This is a genomic window from Streptomyces sp. STAM6, from assembly GCF_054963715.1.
Map to the genome: position 1 here is coordinate 202,832 of NZ_JBUEFZ010000002.1, position 21,194 is coordinate 224,025.

A 21,194-nucleotide genomic window follows, 5' to 3' on the forward strand; every position below is an offset into this window, starting at 1 on the left:
GGGGGTAGCGTCTGGGGACAGAGCCGTCCCCGAACGGACGGTCACGACGACAGAAGACCCCTGTAGAGGTGGGTCTGAGGGGAAGACGTTCACCACATGCCGGACCGACGCCGCCGCACGGCCATCCACCTCCTGCCGCGGGAACGCCAGTCCACGGACGAGAACAACCCGTTCGCGCCGCCGCCGGAGGGCAGGCCCGACCAGCCCTGGCGGCCCCGCCGGCCCGAGGGCGGCGACGGCGACGACGGCTCGTCCGGCTCCGGTTCCGGGTCCCCGGACTCGCCGGACCGCGACCGGCCCGCCTGGGGCAGCCAGTGGAGCCCGCACCAGCCCGGCCGCTCCTCCGGCGGCTTCGGAGGGCGCCCGGGCGGGGATCAGCAGGGCGGCGGACCGGGCCAGGGCGGCCCGGGCGGCGGCCCCGGCGGGCCCGAGGGGCCCGGTCTGCGCTGGGACCCGACCGACCCGGCCCAGCGCCGCGCACGCTACGCCCTGCTCTCGGGCATGTGGGCGTTCTTCTTCGCGATCTTCGACTTTCCGGAGATCGCCCTGCTGCTGGGCTCGCTGGCGCTGTACTGGGGCATCAGCTCGCTGCGGAACCGGTCGCGCCGGCCGCAGCCGGCCACGGCCGCCGGTGCCGTGACCCCGCCGGCCGCAGCCCCGGCCCCCGGCTCGGGCCGGCCGCAGACGACGGCCGCGGTGAGCGGACTGGTCACGGCGGGGCTGGCGCTGCTGATCGTGGCGGCGACGTTCACGGTCCAGCTCGTCTACCGCGACTACTACGCGTGCGTGGACGACGCCCTGACCAAGACGGGCCAGCTGTCCTGCAACGAGCTGCTGCCGACCCCGCTGCGGGACGTCTTCGGGGTGCAGGAGTAGATCACACCTCCGGGCCCGGCCGAGGGTCCGGCCGTTCCGGGTCCGGGCTCAGTGAGCTTGGACCCGGTTCCGTTTCCGGACCGGCCGCCGCTGTCGCGTCCGCTGCCCCCGGCCGCGGCGCGGGCCCGGCCACCGGCCTCGGTGCGGCCCGGGCGACCGGCTCCGAGGGGCCCGGAGGCTCCGGCTCGGCCCCCGGATTCGAGGGGGCCTGAGGTCCGGGCCCGGCACCCGGCTCCGCGGGGGCCTGAGGTCGGGGCGGCTGCGGCGGTGGGGGCGACTGCGGCACGACGGTCCGCGGGGCGGCCGGCGGGAACTGCGCCATCAGCCCGCCCGAGGCCTCCTTGAGGGCCGCCCAGCGGGCTTCCCGGGCGGCCGGCTCCTCCCACGCCGCGGGCAGGAAGTCGTACGGCTCGTAGGGCGTGTCGTCATAGAGCGCGTCGTCGTAGGGCATGTCGTCGTAGGGCGTGTCGTCGCACGACGGGGCGTCCGCGTCGTAGGGCGCGCGCGGGCCGACGGTGACCGCCGGTCTCCCGAACGGCGCGGCGACCACGGCGGCACTCCCCTCGCCGGGCTCCGGCCCACCGCCGGAGGTCTTCTCCCGCCGCCCGCGCCAGGCCCGCACGACCAGGGCCCCCGGTACGCCGCACACGACCGTCCACACGAGGGTCGCCACACCCGTACGCCACCACACCGGGCCGAACGCCGCCAGCCGCCCCGTCCCGAGCGGCCCGCCCGCGGCCGCCGCGAGAGCCGCCGCTCCCAGCGCGCAGAGGACCGCCGCCAGCAGCGACGCCAGCGCGGAGTCCCGCAACCGCCACCCCGTCACCCGGCCCGTGAACCATGCGATCGCGACCGCCGCCGCGACGGGCACCGCCCCGGCCGACCAGTGCAGCCAGGTCCCCGGCCCGTCCGCCGGGACGGCGGCGAGCAGCGGGAAATCGGGCAGATCCGCCACCCCGGTCGTCTTGGAGGCGCCCACCACCGCGAGGGGCGTGGCCGTCGCCCCGGCGCCGAGCGCGAAGCCGGGGCCGAGGCCGTAGGACGCGCCCCACACCGCCGCGTTGGGCACCAGCGCGATGCACAGCAGGACGACCGCGATCCGGCCCGACCAGACGTCCGACAGGTGCAGGAACGACTCCTGTGCCTCGCGCGCGTGCCACAGCAGCGAGGCCGCCACCAGCAGCGCTCCCCCGCCGAGCAGGGTCGCCAGCGCGGCCGCCGAGGCGCGCGCGGCGACCCCGGTCCTGCTGCCCACGGCCCGCCCCAGCCACGTCGGCAGCCACCCGCGCACGTGGCCCGGGGGCCAGCGGCGGGCCGACCACACGCCGCTGATCGCCGCGAGGACGGTCAGCGGCGGGATGTGCAGCGCCGCGCTGAGCGGGACGGCGGGGAGCGGACCACCCGCGGCGTATGCGGCGGCGCCCGCCGCGGCGGCGAGATAGCCGCAGGTCACGGCCGCCACCGCGCCGGAGGCGGACGGCGTGCGCGCCCCGTCGCGTCGGTCCAGGACGTCCCGCGCGGTGCGGTGCGCCAGCCACACGGGCAGGGCGACGAGCAGCAGCGGCACCACACCGACCGGCGCCGGGACCTCCGAGAGCGTGTCCGGCCGCACCAGTTCCACGCCGTGGGCCAGCAGCCACAGACCGGCGGCCACGTGCAGGGCACCGGCGGGTCCGCTGTCCGGGTACGGGGAGCTGATCCACATCACCATGACCAGGACGGCGAGGGAGCCGAGCCCGAGCCCCGCGGCGATCCCCCCGCGCACGAAGGCCACGGCCAGCGCGCCCGCGGCGGCGCCGCGCCCCTGCACCGGGGGCGCGTCGGCCGGCGGCGGTGACGGACGGTGGTCGATCGACTGTGTCACGGCGCCATGCTGCCAACGACACGCGCTTTCACCATGTAACGGCAGAATGCCCGTTGTGTCGCTCAAGATACGGTTATGTACTTTTCCGTCGAGTGCAGCCCTGCCGGGGGCCGGCCATGAGCCGGATCATCACGACCCTCCAGTCCAAGCCCCCGCTGCCCTCCCCGAAGGAGCGGCGGCGGCTGCGGATGGCGAAGTCGCTGAGCGAGGAGCAGGTCGCCGAGGCGCTGGGCGTGCCCCTCACCACGGTGCGGGCGTGGGAGACGGGCCGCGGCACCCCGCGGGGCCGGAAGCGGGAGGCGTACGCGAAGCTGCTGGGCACGCTGGTGACGGTGGACGCGTCGGCGGCACGGCAGCCGCCGGCACGCAAGGGACCGCCGAAGGGCGCGCCCCCGGTGCCGCGCGAACGGGAGGCGGGCGCGGATGCGGGGGCCGCGGCGCGGGAGACTCCTCGCGAGCCCCCGGGGTCCCGCGCCCGGGCCCGGGCCGGCGCTCCGGTGGACTCGACGCCCCTCCCCCACACGCCCCCGCGCGCCCGCGCGCACACCACCACACCCCCGCCGGAGGCGGCCCCGGGCCCTCTGCCCCGAGCCGGATCGTCCGCGGCCGCGCCCACCCGGCCCGTCTCTTCCTCGGCCGGGACCGCCGATCCGAGCGGCGGGGCGGAGCCGGACGGTCGAACGGGCGTCCGCGAACCGAGGGCGGACAGCCGACGCGCTGAACCGCAGGGGCGACCGGACATCCATGAATCACGGGCGGACAGCCGACGCACCGTGGAGCCGGACGGCCGAACGGGCATCCGCGAACGGGGAACGGACACCCCACGCACCGCCGAGCCGGAGGGCGGCGCCGGCGGCAGCGAGACGCCGGCCGGCACGCCGGACCGCCCGGCCGGGGCAGAGACCCAGGACCGCCCGGCCGGGGCAGAGACCCAGGACAGCCGGGCCGGGGCAGGCACACCACCGGCCCGCCAAGCCGACGGCCGAGCGCCGGGCGGAGCCGCGCCGGGCAGTGGCGGGCCGGGCAGTGGCGCACCGGTGGGCGGGCCCGCCTCCGCCGGGGCCGACACGGCACCCGAGGACGGGGCCGACGGTGCCGGTGCCGACCGCGGAAAGCGCAAGGGCGGGGGGTCGAAGTCAGGCACCCGGTCGAAGGCCCGCCACGCCTCGAAGCCGGAGGACTCGCCCGGCGGCGGCGCCCCGCCCGGCACCGAGGGCCAAGCTCCGGCCGCCACGCCGGACGGCGCTGACGCCCCCGCCCCCGGACGAGGCCGGCGCAAGGCGGACGGCCGGCCGGACGGCGAGCCCGCCACCGAGCGGAGGAAGGGCCGCCGGTCGGGGGCGCCCGGCCCGAGCGGCGGTGAGCCGGACACGGACCAGCCCAAGGCCGGCGCGGGCCCCGGCCCGGACGGCACGCCCACCCCCAGGGCCAGGGGCCGCCGCCGCAAAGCCGGCACCCGGACGGACAGCCGGACCGGCGGCCGGACGCCGGGCGGAGGCCGGTCGAACGGTGAGAGCGACGGCGGGCCGAAGGACGCGGGTGATCGGCCTGCCGCCCGAAACGGCGAGGGACCGGGCACAGCAGACGAACCGTCCGGGGCGGGCCCCGGCCCGGACGGCCACGCCCCCACGAAGGCCAAGGGCCGCCGCCGCAAAGCCGGCACCCGGACGAACAGCCGGACGGGCGGCGGCCGGACCCCGGCCGGCGGCGGGCCGAACAGTGAGACCGCCGCCGCGCCGAAGGCGGGGGGCCGCCGCCCCGGGGCGGGCCACCCCGCGCCGGACGGCACCGAAGGCGAGGACGAAGCCGGTTCCGGTCGGCAGAAGAAGCGTGCTGGTGGCCCGCGCGCCGCAGAGCCGGGCGGCACACCGGACGACGGCAGCGGCGCCCCGGCCGGGGACGGCCGCGAAGCCACGGCCGGCACGCCGGACGACGCGCCTGGCAGGGGCGATGCCGCAGGCGATGCCCCGCAGGACAGTCCGGCCCGTGGGAAGGCGAAGACCGGGGACGGGCAGGCCGGGGCGGACACCCCGGCGGACGGTCGGGCCGGTGGTGAGGCCCCGGCCGGGGCGCGGGCCGGCGGGCGGGCCGGCGGGCGGGTCGGCGGGCGGGCCGGCGGCGAGGACGACCCGGGCAAGGTCACCGCGGGCGTGCGGCCCGTCGGCGCCGGCCGCGTCGCCGTCGCCGGGCGGGCCCGGCGGGGTGCGGTGGTGGTGTCCGCGCCCGCCGAGGCGTTCGACACGCTGTACGCGTGCGCCGCCCCCGTTCTCGTGCAGCAGGCCTACCTCCTCACCGGGCGGCGGCTCCTCGCGCGCGAGGCCGTCGAGTTCGCGTTCCACCGGGCGTGGGAGCGCTGGCCCGAGGTGGCCGTTGACCCGGATCCCGCCGGGTGGGTCCGGGCGGTGACGTACGACTACGCGCTGTCGCCGTGGCACCGGCTGCGCCCCAGCCACCGGCATCCCGACACTCCGACCACGGACCGCGCCGCACGGGCGCTGCGGGGCGCGGTGCTGGACCTGCCGCCCGCCTACCGCCGGACGCTGGTGCTGTACGACGGCCTGGGACTCGACCTCCCGGAGACGGCCGCCGAGACCGAGGCGAGCACCCCGGCCACCGCGATGCGGCTGCTGCACGCCCGTGAGGAGGTCGCCGGGCGGATTCCCGAGCTGCGCGACCCGGAGGTCCTGCACGAACGGCTGGCCGCGCTGCTCGCCAAGGGCCCGGCGATGGTGCTGGCGACCGCCCGTACCGTACGTACGGGCAGCGAGCGCCGCGCGCGGTTCTGGACGCGGGCGGCGATCGCGTTCACCACGCTCATCGTGGGCGCCACCGTGTTCACTCTGGCCACGGCGCCCACCCGGTACCAGCCACCGCTCGCGCCGGGCGAGGCGATCGCCGGGGTGCCGGTCCTCAGCGGCGCGGAGGGGCTGAACGGCGAGGACGAGGTCCTGCGCGACAAACTCCGGGAGGAGCACGTGACCGGCCCGCCGCGGCTGGTCCCGGAGACCCACTGAGCGGCCCGCCGCGCCGGGCGCGCGGAAGGGCCCGCCCCCGGAATGACGGGAGCGGGCCCTTCGGACTGCTGCGGCGGGCTTACTTGCCGAGGATGGCGCGCGCCAGCTTCGCCGTCTCGGTCGGCGTCTTGCCGACCTTGACGCCGGCGGCCTCGAGGGCCTCCTTCTTCGCCTGCGCGGTGCCGGACGAGCCGGACACGATCGCACCGGCGTGGCCCATCGTCTTGCCCTCGGGGGCGGTGAAGCCCGCGACGTAGCCGACGACCGGCTTGGTGACGTTGGCCTTGATGAAGTCGGCCGCCCGCTCCTCCGCGTCGCCACCGATCTCACCGATCATGACGATCAGCTCGGTCTCGGGGTCGGCCTCGAAGGCCGCGAGCGCGTCGATGTGGGTGGTGCCGATGACCGGGTCGCCACCGATGCCGACGGCGGACGAGAAGCCGATGTCACGGAGCTCGTACATCATCTGGTAGGTCAGCGTGCCCGACTTGGAGACGAGACCGATCTTGCCGGGCTTGGTGATGTCGCCCGGGATGATGCCGGCGTTGGACTGGCCCGGCGTGATGAGACCGGGGCAGTTCGGGCCGATGATGCGGGTCTTGTTGCCCTTGGCCTTCGCGTACGCCCAGAAGGCGGCGGAGTCGTGGACCGCGATGCCCTCGGTGATCACGACGGCCAGCGGGATCTCGGCGTCGATGGCCTCGACGACGGCGGCCTTGGCGAAGGCCGGCGGCACGAACAGGACCGAGACGTCGGCGCCGGTCTCCTTCATCGCCTCGGCGACGGAGCCGAAGACCGGGACGGACGTGCCGTCGAAGTCGACGGACGTGCCGGCCTTGCGGGGGTTCACGCCACCGACGATGTTGGTGCCGTCACCGAGCATGAGCTTGGTGTGCTTCATGCCCGTGGCGCCGGTCATGCCCTGGACGATGACCTTGCTGTCCTTGGTGAGGAAGATAGCCATGGTGTGTCTGTGACCTCGTCCCTTTTACTTCGCAGCCGCGAGCTCGGCGGCCTTGTCGGCCGCGCCGTCCATGGTGTCCACACGCTGCACCAGCGGGTGGTTGGCGTCCGACAGGATCTTGCGACCCAGCTCCGCGTTGTTGCCGTCGAGGCGCACGACCAGCGGCTTGGTGACCGCCTCGCCCCGCGAGGACAGCAGGTTCAGGGCCTGGACGATGCCGTTGGCGACCTCGTCACAGGCGGTGATGCCACCGAAGACGTTGACGAAGACGGACTTCACGTCGGGGTCACCGAGGATGATCTCGAGACCGTTCGCCATGACCTCGGCGGAGGCGCCACCGCCGATGTCGAGGAAGTTGGCGGGCTTCACGCCGCCGTGGTTCTCACCGGCGTACGCGACGACGTCGAGGGTCGACATGACCAGACCCGCGCCGTTGCCGATGATGCCGACCTCGCCGTCGAGCTTGACGTAGTTGAGGCCCTTGGCCTTGGCGGCAGCCTCGAGCGGGTTGGCTGCGGCCTTGTCCTCGAGCGCCTCGTGCTCGGGCTGGCGGAAGTCGGCGTTGGCGTCCAGGGACACCTTGCCGTCCAGCGCCAGGATGTCGCCGGAGGCGACCTTGGCGAGCGGGTTGACCTCGACGAGGAGCGCGTCCTCGGCGACGAAGGTCTTCCACAGGGTCACGAGGACCTCGGCGACCTGCTCGGCCACGTCGGCCGGGAACTGCGCCTGGGCGACGATCTCGCGGGCCTTCTCGATGTCCACGCCGTTGTTGGCGTCGACCGGGACCTTGGCGAGCTTCTCGGGGGTCGTCGCGGCGACCTCCTCGATGTCCATGCCGCCCGCGACCGAGGCCATGGCCAGGAAGGTGCGGTTGGTGCGGTCGAGGAGGTACGAGACGTAGTACTCCTCGACGATCTCGGGCGCGGTCTCGGCGATCATCACCTTGTGGACCGTGTGGCCCTTGATGTCCATGCCGAGGATGTCCGTCGCGCGGGCGACGGCCTCGTCGGGGGTGGCGGCCAGCTTGACGCCACCGGCCTTGCCACGGCCGCCGACCTTGACCTGGGCCTTGACGACGGACTTGCCGCCAAGACGCTCGGTCGCCTCGCGCGCCGCCTCAGGCGTGTCGATGACTTCACCGGCCAGCACCGGTACACCGTGCTTGGCGAAGAGGTCCCTCGCCTGGTACTCGAACAGGTCCACGCGCGTCCGTCCCTTTTCTGGTGATCGCGGTTCGTTGTCTGCGTGGGCGTGCCGCGGAGGGCAACGTGACTGCGCTGTCACAAGGGAGGCGTACACGGTGTCCGTGGACGCGGCATGTCCGTCTCGCAGGTTATCCCCGTGGGAGCGAGGGTCCTAAATCGCAGCTCACACCGGCGCGGTGATACCTGTCACAGACAACAACCTCAAACGGGCGGCCTCCCTCTTTGTGAGACCGCCCGTCACTGCGGATTTCGTACCGGATCAGACGCCGTACGGGAGGTAGTCCGGGCTGACCGCCGCCACCGTGCCCCGGACACCGGTGACGGCGTTGCCGGCCAGCGGCTGGACGTCCGCCGTAACACCGGAGGCGACCTCCTGCGCGAACGGCCGCGCGTCCGACGTCACTCCCTCCGCGAACGGCCGCACGTCACCGGTCACGCCGTGGGCGAGAGCGGTGGTGCTGCCGCCGACGCCCTGCGCGACCGGCTCGACGTGGTCGGCGACGGCCCGCACGAGCGGCTCCACGGCTCCGGTGACGCCGTCCGCGAACGGCCGGACCTCGCCGGTCACCCCGTACGCCAGCGGCGGGACGTCGGCGACCACGCCGTGCGCGAAGGGCTGCACCTCCGAGACGACGCCGTGAGCGAGGTACCCGGCGTCGCCGGCCAGCTGGCCCGCGACCGGGAGGGCGGAGGCGACGGCGGTCGCCACGACGGGCGGGGTCACGTCGGCGGCGACACCGCCGGCGATCGGGGTGGCGGTGGCGACCGGGTCGTTCGTCAGCTCCCCCGCGAAGGCGGACAGGGGGCCGAAGAGGTAGTCGATCTCCTCACCGGCGGTGTCCACGGCGGGCCCGGCGTGCCGGTCGGCGACTTCCTGGGTCCGGTGCACATCGGCCCGGACGTCCTGGGCGGAGCTCCGGGCGACGTCCTGGACGCCCGCCATGCCGGCCCGGCCGGCGTCCAGGACCTCGGGCTGGGTCGCGGTGGCGTCCTGGACGCCGCCCCGGGCGGTGTCCTCGACCGTGTCCTCGACCGTGTCGACGGCCTGGTCGGGCGAGGAGAGCGGGACCGAGACGGGGACCTCGGCCGCGCCGGCGGCCGCGGTGCCGATCGCCCACATACCGGTTGCGGTGGCGGCGACGGCTATGGAACGGCGGATGTTCTTGTTCATGGGTGTGTGATTCCTTCGAATTCGGCTTCGAGCTCTGCCGGGTCCGGGAACGCTGTCCGGGAGAGCTCCGGTGACGACGGGCAGACCTGTCCCGCCCCCGCGCGGCAGGTCCTGAGCGGGGGGAGGTCTGCCCTAGCCGGGGAATTCGAGGATCTGGTGGGGCCGTTCCGCGACGGGTGCCGCGGTGGCCGGCAGCCCGGCGCCGCGTACGAGTGCGTGGTGCGCGGCGGCGGCGGACGCGACGGCGTCGTGGTCGCCCCCGCGTGAGCCGCCGGTGTCACCGGCCCGCTGGGGCGCGGTGCTGCCGCACGGGTCGGTGGGCCCGGGGAGGAGGGGCAGCCCGGGGCGGCCGTCGTACGGGCGGGCGGCCTTCGCCGCGGTCGCGTCGTGGGTGTCCGGGCCGGTGAAGCCGGCGCCGGTCGGGGGAAGCCAGGTGAGGTGCGGGAACAGCCGGGGACCGATGGCGTCCGCCGGGTCGGTGCCCCGGCCCGGACCGGTGGTCGTGGACCGTGGTGCCGTGGGCTGCGGCAGCTCCGCACGGGGCGCTCCGGTGACACCGCCGGGCATGCCGGTCGTCGTGGGCGCCGTCGGTCCGAAGGCAGGCTCGACGGTGGTCGCCACCGTGCCGGTGACGCCGTCCGTGACACGGTCCGTGACCCCGGCGACGGCGTCGCCCACGGCCGTCACCGTGGTGGCAGCGGTGACCGGCCGGCCCGAGGGCACGGTGGTTTCCCGTATCTCGCCGGTGACGTCGGCGGCCGTGCCGGCGGTGGTGGTCGCCGCCTCGCGGATCCGCCCGTCGTGGACGGTGGGGTCGGCCTGCGGCCGCCCGGCCGCGGGTGCCGTGTCCGTGTGCTCGGCGGTGGCGCCGGCCGGTGCCGGGGCTTCCGCGGCATGGGCCGTCCCTCCGAGGAGGAGTCCCAGGCCGAACAGCCCGCCGAGGAACAGCAGGACCGCCGCGGCACGCCGGCCGGCCACCCGGCGCGCGGGGCGCGGGGCGGTGGCGGGCGCGACGGCGGATGCGGTCACGAGCGGGATGCCTCCAAGATCGCGGAATGTCCAACTCCGCGTACGACGCGACGATGCTCGCACGAGCCTCCCCGGTTCACGCAAGCCCGGTGTTACTGATGAGTCGCCATGTCCGGTATGGGCAGTGGCCTTTTCTCGATCGCCGCTGCCATCACCTCCGGGAACAGGTCCGGAGTGCAGGCGAACGCGGGTGCGCCGAGGGCCGCCAGCGCGGCCGCGTGCTCCCGGTCGTACGCCGGGGCTCCCTCGTCGGAGAGCGCGAGCAGCGCCACGAACTGCACACCCGACGCCTTCATCGCCGCCACCCGCTTCAGCATCTCGTCGCGGATTCCACCCTCGTAGAGGTCGCTGATGAGGACGACGACGGTGTCGGCGGGGCGGGTGATCTGCGACTGGCAGTACGCCAGTGCCCGGTTGATGTCGGTGCCGCCGCCGAGCTGGGTGCCGAACAGGACGTCGACGGGGTCGTCGAGCTGGTCGGTCAGGTCGACGACCGCCGTGTCGAACACGACGAGCCGGGTGGAGATGGACCGCATGGACGCCAGTACGGCCCCGAACACCGAGGCGTAGACGACCGACGCGGCCATCGAGCCGGACTGGTCGATGCACAGGACGACGTCCTTCTTCACGGACTGGGAGGCGCGTCCGTAGCCGATGAGCCGCTCGGGCACGACCGTGTTGTACTCCGGCAGGTAGTTCTTCAGGTTCGCCCGGATCGTGCGGTCCCAGTCGATGTCCCGGTGGCGCGGGCGGTTCACGCGCGCGCTGCGGTCGAGGGCGCCGGTGAGGGTGGCGCGGGTACGGGTGGCGAGCCGCTTCTCCAGGTCCTCGACGACCTTGCGGACGACCGCGCGCGCCGTCTCCTTGGTCGTCTCGGGCATCGCCTTGTTGAGCGACAGCAGCGTTCCGACGAGGTGGACGTCCGCCTCGACGGCTTCGAGCATCTCCGGCTCCAGCAGCAGCGCCGACAGGCCGAGCCGGTCGATCGCGTCGCGCTGCATCACCTGGACGACGGAGCTGGGGAAGTACGTACGGATGTCGCCGAGCCAGCGGGCCACGGACGGGGCCGACGAGCCCAGTCCCGCGCGGCGGTCCCGACCGCCCTGCCGGCCGCCCGCCCCGGTCTCACCGTCGCCGTACAGCGCGCCCAGGACGCCGTCCATCGCGGCGTCGGTCCCCGCGAGTGCGCGGCCGGTCCCGTCGGCGGCTCCCCCGCCGAGCACCATGCGCCACCGCCGCAGCCGCTCGTCCTCGCTCATCGTCCCACCTCCACCAGGTCGTTGTTCTCCGCGGCGCCCAGCAGCAGCCGCACCAGCGGCAGCACCGCGTCCGCCCGGGCCTCGTCGAGCCCCGGGCCGAATCCGGGCACGCCCGGCTCGGCCCGCCCCGGGCCCGCCCCGCCGGTGGCGCGGGTGGCCGGGCCGCGCCGGACGAGCTCTCCGAGGGTGCGCCGCACTCCCGGTTCGTAGGCCGAGAACGTACGCCGCAGCAGCGGCAGCACGTCCGTGAAGGCGTCGGCGGGGACGCCGGTCAGCCAGGTGTCGACCAGTCCGAGCAGCCGCTCGTCGTGGACCAGCAGCATGCCGCTGCCCGGGCCGGCGGAGCCGCCGCCGACGAAGCCCTCGATCCAGGCGGCCGCTTCGGCGGGCGGGGTACCGGGCGAGAGGGCGAGGCCCATGCGCCGGGCCGCCTCGTCCTCGGCGAGCCGGCCGTCGTCCAGCAGCAGCCGGGCCGCCCGGCCGCGGATCAGCCCGGGCACGGTGTCCCTCGCGGTCAGGGTGCGCAGAACGGCGGTCCAGCGGCCGGTGACCTCCTCCGCGTCCGGCAGGAGCCGGATCGCGGCGTGCACCCCGTCCAGGTGGCCGCGCATCTCGGTGGCGCCGTCCGCGTCGAGTCCCGCGCACGCCGGCGGCAGGCCGACGCAGATCCGCAGGACCAGCCCCGTCGCGACCTCGCCGAGAGCGGCCGTGTCGGTGGACCGCACGTCGCCGTACCGGAGGGAGCGGGCGAGCGCGGGCAGCGCCTGCGCCAGGTGGCCGACGTCCGCGTCGAGCGCGGCCCGCTCGGCCAGTGCCCGCATCACCGTGGGCAGCGCGTCGGGCAGATCGGCCAGCAGGCACCGCTCCGCGAGCGCGGTGACCTCGGACAGCGCGGTCGCCGACACCGCCCGGGACTCGGCCTTGGCGGTGGCGGCGGACAGCACGGTGGTGCCCCAGACGCCGGCCTCGGCGACCCTCACGTACAGCTCCGGCTCCCAGCGCAGCCGCCAGGTCTCCCGGAAGGTGCCGGTACTGCCGCGCCCGGCGGCGGGCTCGCCCCAGCCGACCGCGAGCAGCCGCAGCCGGTGCAGCAGCCGGCTGCGCGCCGCGTCCGTGTCCTTGCGCAGATCGAGCTCGAGTTCGCGCTCCAGCACCTCCGGCTTGAGGCGCAGACCGCGCTGAAGGCGGGTCAGGTCGCGCTGCAGCGGGACGGCGGGGGCGCCCTCGGGGACCTCGCCGAGGACATCGCCGATGATCAGGCGGTCCTTGATGAGTCCGAGCGGCACGTCGGAGCCGTCGCACATCACGGCCCGCACGGCGTCGAGCGTCTCGCCGAGCCCGGCGAGCGGGCGGCCGCGCATGGCGGCGAGCGTGTCGGCGAGCCGTACGGCCTCGATGACATGGGCGGACGAGACGATCCGGTCCTCGTCACGGAGCAGTCCGGCGATCTTGGTCAGCCAGCGTTCGACGGGCCGGTCCGGGGCGCTGAACAGATGCCCGTACCAGCCGGGCGAGTCGATGCCCGCGCCGTATCCCCCGTGACGGGCCAGACGGTGGTGGGTCCAGGGGACCCAGGTCATCTCGGTCTTGATCTTGGGAAGACCCTTGAGGAGGGCGCGGTCGGCGGTGACGGTGCTCCTGGCGGCGAGCGCGGGCACGTGCCACGCGCCGCAGACGACGGCCACTTCGCCGTCCGTGTGCTGCTTGCGCGCGGCGCGCAGCTGGAGCCGCATGTACGCCTCGCGGACGAGGTCGCGGTGGTGCCCGCCGTGCCCATAGGTCTCCCGCAGTGCCGTCATGGCCTCGGCGAGAGCGGCGAACGGAGCCAGGGGATCGTGCTCGCCGTCCGGTGGGGCGTGGGCCGCGGACCCGGTACCGCGGTGTTCGACGACGTCCTCCCACCAGCGTTCCGGGTCGTCGTACCCCGCGGTCTCGGCGAGCACCGCGATCGGGTCGACCCGCAGGGCCGGTGCCCTGGCGCTCGGCTCGTCGTCGGCCGGCTCCTCCTCGTCGTCCCCCCAGGTGGGGTCGCCCATCATGGCCAGGGAGTGCGCGGCCGGCAGGTCGATGAAGCGGACCGCCGCACCGTGGTCGAGCGCCCAGCGCAGGGCGACCCACTCGGGTGAGAACTCGGCCAGCGGCCAGAAGGCCGCCCGGCCCGGGTCGTCCACGGCGTGGGCGAGGAGCGCGACCGGCGGCCGCATCCGCTCGTCGGCGGCGAGCGGCAGGAGCGTGTCGCCCTCGGGCGGCCCTTCGATCAGCACGGCCCGCGGCTTCGCCGCGTCGAGCGCGGCCCGCACCGCGCGGGCGGAACCGGGTCCGTGGTGGCGTACGCCGAGCAGCAGGGGCCCCGTGGGCGCGCTCACGCCGACACCTCCCGGCAGGCGCGGTAGAAGTCCTTCCAGCCGTCGCGCTCGCGGACCACGGTCTCCAGGTACTCCTGCCAGATGACGCGGTCGGCCGCGGGATCGCGGACGACGGCGCCGAGGATGCCGGCGGCGACGTCGCCGGGGCGGAGCACTCCGTCGCCGAAGTGGGCGGCGAGGGCGAGGCCGTTGGTGACCACGGAGATGGCCTCGGCCGTGGACAGGGTCCCCGAGGGGGACTTGAGCTTGGTGCGCCCGTCGGCGGTGATGCCGTCGCGCAGCTCCCGGAAGACGGTGACGACCCGCCTGATCTCGTCCATGCCCTCCGGTCCGGCCGGCAGGTCGAGGGAACGCCCGATCTGGTCGACGCGCCGGGAGACGATGTCGACCTCGGCGTCGGGAGTGGCGGGCAGCGGGAGCACGACGGTGTTGAAACGGCGGCGCAGCGCGCTGGAGAGGTCGTTGACCCCCCGGTCCCGGTCGTTGGCCGTGGCGATGAGGTTGAAGCCCCGGACCGCCTGGACCTCCTGGCCGAGCTCGGGAATCGGCAGCGTCTTCTCGGAGAGGATGGTGATCAGCGTGTCCTGCACGTCGGCCGGGATGCGGGTCAGCTCCTCCACGCGGGCGGTCATGCCCTCGGACATGGCGCGCATGACGGGGCTGGGCACGAGCGCGTCCCGGCTCGGTCCGTGGGCGAGCAGCTGCGCGTAGTTCCAGCCGTACCGGATGGCTTCCTCGGGCGTGCCCGCTGTGCCCTGCACGAGCAGTGTCGAGTCGCCACTGACCGCCGCGGCGAGGTGCTCGGAGACCCAGGTCTTGGCGGTGCCCGGGACACCCAGGAGAAGCAGGGCGCGGTCGGTGGCGAGTGTGGTGACGGCGACCTCGACGATGCGCCGCGGTCCCACGTACTTCGGTGTGATCACCGTGCCGTCGGGCAGCGTGCCGCCGAGGAGGTAGGTGGCGACGGCCCACGGGGAGAGTCGCCAGCGGGCCGGCCGGGGCCGGTCGTCGGCGGCGGCGAGCGCCTTGAGCTCGTCGGCGAACGCGTCCTCGGCGTGCGGCCGCAGGGCCTCCGTCCGGGTCTCCTCGCGGGTCGCACCGGCGGTTTCGGCGGCATGGGTGGTTGCGGGCACAGTCATGGAATCCCCCTCCAGATCGTGTTCGACCGGGTGTGGGACCAACCGTGCACCATGCCACTGACAATCGGCCGTTTCCGCTGCCGACGTGCGGAAACGGCCGGTGCCGCAGGCGAGTTGCGGGGTGGGTCAGCCGGCGATCGGGGAGATCGCGACGCAGGTGGCGGCCGCGGCGGCGCCCTTGCCCGAAGCCTCCTTGATCACTTTGCCCTTGTGCGTGATCTTGCAGGTGATGTCGGCCTCGGTGGTGCCGAGGCCGATGGGGGTGACGGCGGGGGCCTCGATGCCGCGCAGCTTCACCGTCTTCTTCCACGGCAGCGTCGGGTTCTGCACCGTCTCCAGCTTCGGATTGGTCGCGTCGCCACCGCCGGCGTTGTAGTCGATGGAGTCCACGCCCTTGCCGGTGACCTCGTACGTGACCTCGTACTCCTCGTTCACCGCCTTGTCGACCTGCTTCGTCGCCTCGTCGGCCACCTCCGAACAGGCCGCCAGGACGAGCGCGAGCCCGCCCGCGGCGAGGACGGAGACGATGGAGCGGCTGATGCGGTTCATATGGACCCCCCAGGGTGATTGGCGTGCGATACCCGCAGAGAACAGTAGAGGGCAAGCATGGTCAACTCGTCGGCACCGGAAGAATCCGCTGGTCATGAACGATTGTCAGTGGCGGGCCCTACGGTCGGCCGTATGAATCAGCAGGGGGTGCGCTGGACGGCGGAACAGGTGCTGGCCCTGGCTCCTGACGACGCCTCACGCAGAGCGGGGAGCAAGCTCGGCACGGCCGGACCGTGGTCCGAGGCGGGCTGCGGCGGCGAAGGAGCCGTCTGGGGCCTGTGCAAGGGCAGCGGGAGCAAGCCGTACCAGACGATCGTCGACACCACGGGCCCGGCGTACAAGTGCAGTTGCCCGAGCCGGAAGTTCCCGTGCAAGCACGCGATCGGGCTGCTGCTGCTCTGGGCGGCGGACGAGGAGGCCGTGCGCGGCTCCGAAGCGCCGGACTGGGCGGGGCAGTGGCTGGAAGGACGCCGCGCCCGCGCGGCGAAGCAGGAAGAAGGGGGAGGGACCGGGGACGGGGCAGCGGCCGCGAGAACGACCGACCCCGAGGCGGCCAGGCGCAGGGCCGAGCGGCGGGCCGCCAGGATCAGCGCCGGCGCGCGGGAGCTGGAACAGCGGCTCGCCGATCTGCTGCGCGGCGGGCTCGCCGCCGCCGACCGGGCGGGGTACGGCCTGTGGGAGGAGACAGCGGCCCGGATGGTCGACGCGCAGGCGCCCGGACTGGCGGCCCGTGTCAGGGAGCTGGGGGCGATACCCGGCTCGGGCCAGGGCTGGCCGGTACGGCTGCTGGAGGAATCCGCACTGACCCATCTGCTCGACCGCGCCTGGCTGGGCATCGATCGGCTGCCGGAGCCGCTCGCCACGACCGTCCGCACACGCGTCGGCCTCAGTTCGCCCGCCGCCGGCCCGGTCGTGCGCGACCACTGGACCGTGCTCGCGCAGTACGACACCTCGGACGGCAAGCTCACCACCCGCCGCGCCTGGCTGCACGGACGCGACAGCGGGCGCACGGCGCTGCTGCTGTCCTTCGGCGCGGCCGGCCGGGCACCACAGCTGGCACTGCCCGTGGGAGTCGTCATCGACGCGGACATCACCCCGCACACGGGCGCCGGACAACTGCGGGCCGAATTGGGCGAGCGGTTCTCCCTGCCCGTCCCCGCCGAGGCGCCGCCGCCCGGCGGGACGACCACCGACGCGGTCGAGGCGTACGGCGCCGCGCTGCGCGACGACCCCTGGCTGGACTCCTGGCCGGTCACCCTGACCAACGTCATACCCGTCCCGACCGAGGGCGGCGGTTGGCAGCTGGCCGACGCGGAGGAGCGCGTGGGGCGCGCGGACGACGGCGGCGCGGAGGGCGGAACTGCGCTGCCCGTCGCCCCGGCCGCGCTCGGCCGCCCGGGCCTGTGGCGCCTGGTCGCCCTGTCCGGCGGCGGCCCGGTCACGGTCTTCGGCGAGTGCGGGCACCGCGGCTTCAACCCGCTGGCCGCATGGTCCGCGGACACGCCCGAGACGGTCCCGCTGATCTGAACGTACGGAGAACCCGATGACCACGAACCCGATGACTGCGCGACCGATGACCACGGAGCCGGCGGCTGCTGAGCCGCTGACCGCTGACGCGGCGGCCTCGGAGCCGCTGCCCGCGACATCGGCGGCCACGAGAGCGACGACCGTAAGGGCCACGACCGCGAGGGCGACCACGGCGAGGGCGACCACCGCGACATCGGCGGCCACGACGCCGACGACCGCGGACCCGGCGGCCACGGCGCCGGTGCGTGCGACTCCCTGGGAGGAACTCGTCACCTCGGCCCTGCTCGGCACCGACCGCCGGCCGCCCGGCGCCGACGTCATGGCGTCGGCGGCCGGACAGGACGCACCGGTCGCCCTGCTCGACGCGGCGGCCCTGCACACCGTCCGGCGGCGGGCGGGACTGCTGCCCGCGACCGCGGCCCCGCCACCCGAGCCGGCGCCGCACGACACACGCGCGCCCCTGCCCGAGGCGGCCAGGCACCGGCTCATCCAACTGCTCGCCGACCGTTCCGGCACCTCGTCGGGCGGCGGCCGGCGCGGCGCGGCACCCGACCTCACCGAACTGCTGCCGCAGTGGCTCGCCACCGCCAACGAGCACGGGTACCGGGCGCCCGCGTCCGTGCTGCCCGCCCTGCTCGACGCCGCCCGGGCACGCACCGATCTGCGCCCCCAGGCACTGGCGTTCGCCGGACCGCGCGGCCTCTGGCTGGCGCGGCTCAACCCGGAATGGCGGTTCGCCCTGCGCGGCGGCACGGGCAGCACCACGCTGCCCGACCCCGAGGACACCGAGGCCGTGCGGCGGCTGTGGGAAGAAGGGCTGTTCGCCGAGCGGGTCGCCCTGCTCGGCGCCGTACGCGCCCACGACACCGCCGCCGCGCCCGCACTGCTGGCCACGACTTGGTCCACCGAGCGGGCCGAGGACCGGCTGATGTTCCTCGACTCACTGCGCCACGGACTGTCCGACGCGGACGAACCCTTCCTGGAGCAGGCGCTCTCCGACCGCAGCCGCAACGTCCGCTCCACCGCGGCCGAGCTCCTGTCGGCACTGCCGCGGTCGGCACTGGCGGGCCGCATGGCCGAGCGGGCGGCGTCCTGTGTGAGCCTCGACCGGACGGGGAGCGGATCCTTCCTCTGCGTGGAGGCGCCCCACGAGTGCGACGCGGGCATGCAGCGCGACGGCGTCGTGCCTCACGCACCCGCCGGACGCGGCGAACGATCCTGGTGGCTGGGGCAGTTGGTGGAGGCCGCGCCCCTCACCGCGTGGACGCGACGGCTCGGCGGGCGCACGCCCGAGGAGATCGTCGCCCTGCCGGTCGCCGACGACTGGCGCGACGAACTGCACGCGGCGTGGTGCCGGGCCGCGGTGAGGCAGCGCGACTCCCACTGGTCCCGCGCCCTGCTCGGGCCGGCCGCGGCGCCCCCGGCGACGGGTCCGGGGACGTCGTCACCGGCGGAGCGGTCGAAGCTGCTGTCCGTCCTGCCCGCGGAGGAACGAGCCGTGTGGGTGGCCGACTTCATCGCCGCCCACGGCCTCTCGGAGGCCTTCCAGCTGCTGGGCGCCTGCAACGTCCCCTGGGCCGAGCCGCTCGGCCGCGCGGTGATCGACGCGCTCGACATCGCCCGCGACGCGGGGAGCTACCCGTGGAGCTTCAGCGGGGTCATGGGACTGGCGGAACGATGCCTCGACCCTGCCGAGGCGGCCCGCCTCGAGGTCCTCACGGCCCTCCCGGACGAAGCGGAAGGCGCGTCGCCGGGGGCGGGGGGCTACTGGTCGGAGGCGTTCCAGCGCCTGGTCGCCACGCTGCGGCTCCGAGCGGCCATCCAGGCGGAGCTTGCGGCCGCCTGAAGCAGTGGGCGGGCGCGGCCTCTGCCGGGGGTGGGCCCGTCCGTTTCCGGGTCCGAGCGCGGTGCCGGCCCGGGGAGTGAGCGTGCCCTTGCGGGTGCGGGTGCGGGCGCGGCCCCTGCCGGGGGTGGGCCCGTCCGTTTCCGGGTCCGAGCGCGGTGCCGGCCCGGGGAGTGAGCGTGCCCTTGCGGGTGCGGGTGCGGGCGCGGTGCCTGTCGGTGGGGTAGGCCTGCCCCTTCCGGGGCGCGATCACTCCGGCGGGGTGGGCCCGCCGTTTCCGGGCGCGGGTGTGCGGCCTGCCGGTGGGTGGGGGGCGTGGCCCCTCCGGGCTCGACCCTCCCCCAAAGGGGCACCCCCACGGGGCCGGGCGGCCTGACCTTCTTTGTGAGGGAGCCGTTTCCCGGCCGCCACCCCTGCGGGGACGACCCTGCACGGCCCCACCCCAACGCCGCATGCCGCCCGCGGCTCGGCGCGGGCCGGGGCCCATAGCTCCGGTTACCGGCCGGGTGCACCTGTGTGGCCCGTCGCTCCGGTTACCGGCTCGGTGCACCACGTTGTGGGCGGTCGTTCCGCGGGGCGATGGGGGTCCCCCCTGCTCGAGCGAAGCCGAGAGCTTGGGGGGGTGGGCACAACGGGACCACGGTCCGCAGACGGACAGGGGTCCGGGCCGGAGCCCCGAGTGGGGCCGCACCCTGAAGTGCGGGCCTGGGGGTCCGGGGCGGAGCCCCGGGTGGGCCCGCAACCCGAAGTGCGGGCCCAGGGGCTCCGGGGTCAGGCTTCCGCGGAGACGCGGACGTTCGCGTTCACCCAGTTCACGATCGACGCCGTCGTCGCCCCCGGCGTGAAGATCTCCGCCACACCCTTCTCCTTCAGCGGCGCGATGTCCGCCTCGGGAATGATCCCGCCACCGAAGACCTTGATGTCCTCCGCGTCGCGCTCCTTCAGCAGCTCCAGCACCTTCGCGAACAGCGTGTTGTGGGCGCCCGACAGGATCGAGAGGCCGATCGCGTCGGCGTCCTCCTGGATCGCCGTGTCCACGATCTGCTCCGGCGTCTGGTGCAGTCCGGTGTAGATGACCTCCATACCGGCGTCACGGAGCGCCCGCGCGATCACCTTCGCGCCGCGATCGTGGCCGTCGAGACCCGGCTTGGCCACCACCACGCGGATCGGACCGGTCACACCCATCACTGCCTCCACATGCGTCCCCCGATACCTAGTGCCGGGGAGGTGAACGAACGTTATCTCCAGCATCCCGCACCCTGTCGTTTCGCGGTGGTCAGGGAGGGGGAAATCACACGTGGGACATGTTCGCTATGCGTTGTACCCGCCCCGGAAGGCCCAATGGCCCCGTCCGGGACGTCCGGGACGAGCGCACAGGGGAGCCGCAGAGAGGTCGCCGTATCACCGTGCCGCCAGCCGCGCGGCGCGGCGGTGCGGCCCCCGGCACCCCATGAGGGCATACGGGGGACAGCGCCGTCTTTCGCGTGCCGTTCGGGAGGTCGGCCATGAAGGCGCTGCCCTGGATTCCTCTCCTTCCGTTACGGCTGTCCGTGGCCCTGATCAAGGCCACCGCCCTGGAGCTCGCGATCCTGGCCGGGCATCTGGTCCTCTATCCGACCGGGATCACCCAGGAGCGCCGGGAGCCGGCTCCCGCGGACCGGCCGGGACAACCGCCCACCCTGCTGCTGCACGGCTTCATCGACAACCGTTCCGTTTTCGTGCTGCTGCGCCGTGCGCTGGGGCGGGACGGCCGGCGCCCTCCGGAGTCGCTCAACTATTCACCGCTGACATGCGATCTGCGCACCGCCGCCGTACTGCTCGGCGCCCGCGTCGAGGAGGTCTGCGCCCGCACCGGGCACGCCCGGGTGGACATCGTCGGGCACAGTCTCGGAGGTCTGATCGCCCGCTATTACGTACAGCGACTGGGTGGTGACCGGAGAGTGCGCACCTTGATCACCCTCGGCACGCCGCACTCCGGCACGCTGGTCGCGCCGCCGGCCGACGCCCATCCGCTCGTGCGCCAGATGCGGCCCGGCTCCGCCGTGCTGCGGGAGTTGAGCGAACCGGCACCCCACTGCACTACGCGATTCATCGCTTTCTGGAGCGAACTGGACCATGTGATGGTGCCGGTGGAGACGGCCCGCATCGATCATCCGGATCTGATCGCGCAGAACATCCGCGTGAGTGGAATCGGACATCTCGCGCTGCCCGTTCACCCCGCGGTCATCGCCCGCGTCCGCGAGCTCCTCGACGCCGACGAGACACCCACCGGAGCCTCCGGTTCCGCGTCCGTGGCCTGACATCCATCGAACAACTCTCGAACGTAAGGCCAAGGCTCCGTCCGCACTCCGCCGAAAGGCGGCCGAATGCCCGTTTCCCGCGGACCCA

The 21,194-nt window shown here is 74.8% G+C and carries 15 protein-coding genes; 5 read left to right on the forward strand and 10 right to left on the reverse strand.

Annotated features, from left to right (window positions below; translation table 11 throughout):
• The first annotated feature begins 96 nt into the window (after positions 1 to 96).
• Positions 97 to 876 carry a hypothetical protein gene (locus ACY34K_RS03405; protein WP_462743321.1) on the forward strand — a complete coding sequence of 260 codons (780 nt, stop codon included), beginning with the start codon at positions 97 to 99 and terminating at the stop codon, positions 874 to 876.
• A 1-nt stretch (position 877) separates the two neighbouring features.
• On the opposite strand, the gene ACY34K_RS03410 is transcribed toward ACY34K_RS03405, so the two are convergent.
• Complete coding sequence (locus tag ACY34K_RS03410; protein ID WP_462743324.1) at positions 878 to 2,740, reverse strand: cell division protein PerM; 1,863 nt, start codon at positions 2,738 to 2,740, stop codon at positions 878 to 880.
• A 116-nt stretch (positions 2,741 to 2,856) separates the two neighbouring features.
• Here ACY34K_RS03410 and ACY34K_RS03415 point away from each other — a divergent pair, with 116 nt between their 5' ends.
• Positions 2,857 to 5,754, forward strand: coding sequence for a helix-turn-helix domain-containing protein (locus ACY34K_RS03415; protein ID WP_462743327.1), 2,898 nt, complete (start codon positions 2,857 to 2,859; stop codon positions 5,752 to 5,754).
• A 79-nt stretch (positions 5,755 to 5,833) separates the two neighbouring features.
• Here ACY34K_RS03415 and sucD read toward each other — a convergent pair whose 3' ends face one another.
• From sucD to ACY34K_RS03455, 8 genes are all read right to left on the reverse strand, one after another.
• Positions 5,834 to 6,718 (reverse strand): succinate--CoA ligase subunit alpha, encoded by an 885-nt coding sequence (gene sucD / locus ACY34K_RS03420; RefSeq protein ID WP_462743330.1) that lies wholly within the window; start codon positions 6,716 to 6,718, stop codon positions 5,834 to 5,836.
• 24 nt (positions 6,719 to 6,742) lie between these two features.
• Positions 6,743 to 7,921, reverse strand: coding sequence for an ADP-forming succinate--CoA ligase subunit beta (gene sucC / locus ACY34K_RS03425; protein WP_462743333.1), 1,179 nt, complete (start codon positions 7,919 to 7,921; stop codon positions 6,743 to 6,745).
• A 261-nt stretch (positions 7,922 to 8,182) separates the two neighbouring features.
• The gene (locus ACY34K_RS03430) at positions 8,183 to 9,094 is read right to left on the reverse strand and encodes a hypothetical protein (protein WP_462743336.1); all 912 of its coding nucleotides are present in this window, start codon (positions 9,092 to 9,094) and stop codon (positions 8,183 to 8,185) included.
• 132 nt (positions 9,095 to 9,226) lie between these two features.
• Positions 9,227 to 10,123: a hypothetical protein gene (locus ACY34K_RS03435; RefSeq protein ID WP_462743339.1), complete on the reverse strand. Its 897-nt coding sequence runs from the start codon at positions 10,121 to 10,123 to the stop codon at positions 9,227 to 9,229.
• 92 nt (positions 10,124 to 10,215) lie between these two features.
• A complete protein-coding gene (locus ACY34K_RS03440; protein WP_462743342.1) occupies positions 10,216 to 11,382 on the reverse strand; it encodes a VWA domain-containing protein in 1,167 nt (388 codons plus the stop codon).
• On the reverse strand, positions 11,379 to 13,748 hold the full coding sequence (locus ACY34K_RS03445; protein ID WP_462743345.1) for a DUF5682 family protein: 2,370 nt from the start codon (positions 13,746 to 13,748) through the stop codon (positions 11,379 to 11,381). The genes ACY34K_RS03440 and ACY34K_RS03445 overlap by 4 nt, the downstream gene beginning before the upstream one ends.
• Positions 13,745 to 14,887 carry an ATP-binding protein gene (locus ACY34K_RS03450; protein ID WP_462743348.1) on the reverse strand — a complete coding sequence of 381 codons (1,143 nt, stop codon included), beginning with the start codon at positions 14,885 to 14,887 and terminating at the stop codon, positions 13,745 to 13,747. The genes ACY34K_RS03445 and ACY34K_RS03450 overlap by 4 nt, the downstream gene beginning before the upstream one ends.
• 126 nt (positions 14,888 to 15,013) lie before the next feature.
• Positions 15,014 to 15,436, reverse strand: coding sequence for an MmpS family transport accessory protein (locus ACY34K_RS03455; RefSeq protein ID WP_462743351.1), 423 nt, complete (start codon positions 15,434 to 15,436; stop codon positions 15,014 to 15,016).
• A 132-nt stretch (positions 15,437 to 15,568) separates the two neighbouring features.
• Here ACY34K_RS03455 and ACY34K_RS03460 point away from each other — a divergent pair, with 132 nt between their 5' ends.
• Together ACY34K_RS03460 and ACY34K_RS03465 are read left to right on the forward strand one after the other, a co-directional pair.
• A complete protein-coding gene (locus ACY34K_RS03460) occupies positions 15,569 to 16,963 on the forward strand; it encodes an SWIM zinc finger family protein (protein WP_462743354.1) in 1,395 nt (464 codons plus the stop codon).
• A gap of 16 nt (positions 16,964 to 16,979) precedes the next feature.
• Positions 16,980 to 18,809: a DUF5691 domain-containing protein gene (locus ACY34K_RS03465; RefSeq protein WP_462743356.1), complete on the forward strand. Its 1,830-nt coding sequence runs from the start codon at positions 16,980 to 16,982 to the stop codon at positions 18,807 to 18,809.
• Between the two features lie 768 nt (positions 18,810 to 19,577).
• On the opposite strand, the gene ACY34K_RS03470 is transcribed toward ACY34K_RS03465, so the two are convergent.
• Entirely contained in the window at positions 19,578 to 19,991 is a 414-nt protein-coding gene (locus ACY34K_RS03470; RefSeq protein ID WP_462743359.1) for a cobalamin B12-binding domain-containing protein, read from the reverse strand.
• A 320-nt stretch (positions 19,992 to 20,311) separates the two neighbouring features.
• Between ACY34K_RS03470 and ACY34K_RS03475 the strand changes: the two genes are divergently transcribed.
• The gene (locus ACY34K_RS03475; protein ID WP_462743362.1) at positions 20,312 to 21,106 is read left to right on the forward strand and encodes an esterase/lipase family protein; all 795 of its coding nucleotides are present in this window, start codon (positions 20,312 to 20,314) and stop codon (positions 21,104 to 21,106) included.
• The last annotated feature ends 88 nt before the right edge of the window (positions 21,107 to 21,194 follow it).

Coding starts and splice junctions, on each gene's coding strand:
- ACY34K_RS03405 (WP_462743321.1), top strand. CDS start 97: ATGCCGGACCGACGCCGCCGCACGGCCATCCACCTCCTGCCGCGGGAA.
- ACY34K_RS03415 (WP_462743327.1), top strand. CDS start 2,857: ATGAGCCGGATCATCACGACCCTCCAGTCCAAGCCCCCGCTGCCCTCC.
- sucD (WP_462743330.1), bottom strand. CDS start 6,718: ATGGCTATCTTCCTCACCAAGGACAGCAAGGTCATCGTCCAGGGCATG.
- ACY34K_RS03430 (WP_462743336.1), bottom strand. CDS start 9,094: ATGAACAAGAACATCCGCCGTTCCATAGCCGTCGCCGCCACCGCAACC.
- ACY34K_RS03440 (WP_462743342.1), bottom strand. CDS start 11,382: ATGAGCGAGGACGAGCGGCTGCGGCGGTGGCGCATGGTGCTCGGCGGG.
- ACY34K_RS03450 (WP_462743348.1), bottom strand. CDS start 14,887: ATGACTGTGCCCGCAACCACCCATGCCGCCGAAACCGCCGGTGCGACC.
- ACY34K_RS03455 (WP_462743351.1), bottom strand. CDS start 15,436: ATGAACCGCATCAGCCGCTCCATCGTCTCCGTCCTCGCCGCGGGCGGG.
- ACY34K_RS03460 (WP_462743354.1), top strand. CDS start 15,569: ATGAATCAGCAGGGGGTGCGCTGGACGGCGGAACAGGTGCTGGCCCTG.
- ACY34K_RS03465 (WP_462743356.1), top strand. CDS start 16,980: ATGACCACGAACCCGATGACTGCGCGACCGATGACCACGGAGCCGGCG.
- ACY34K_RS03470 (WP_462743359.1), bottom strand. CDS start 19,991: ATGGGTGTGACCGGTCCGATCCGCGTGGTGGTGGCCAAGCCGGGTCTC.
- ACY34K_RS03475 (WP_462743362.1), top strand. CDS start 20,312: ATGAAGGCGCTGCCCTGGATTCCTCTCCTTCCGTTACGGCTGTCCGTG.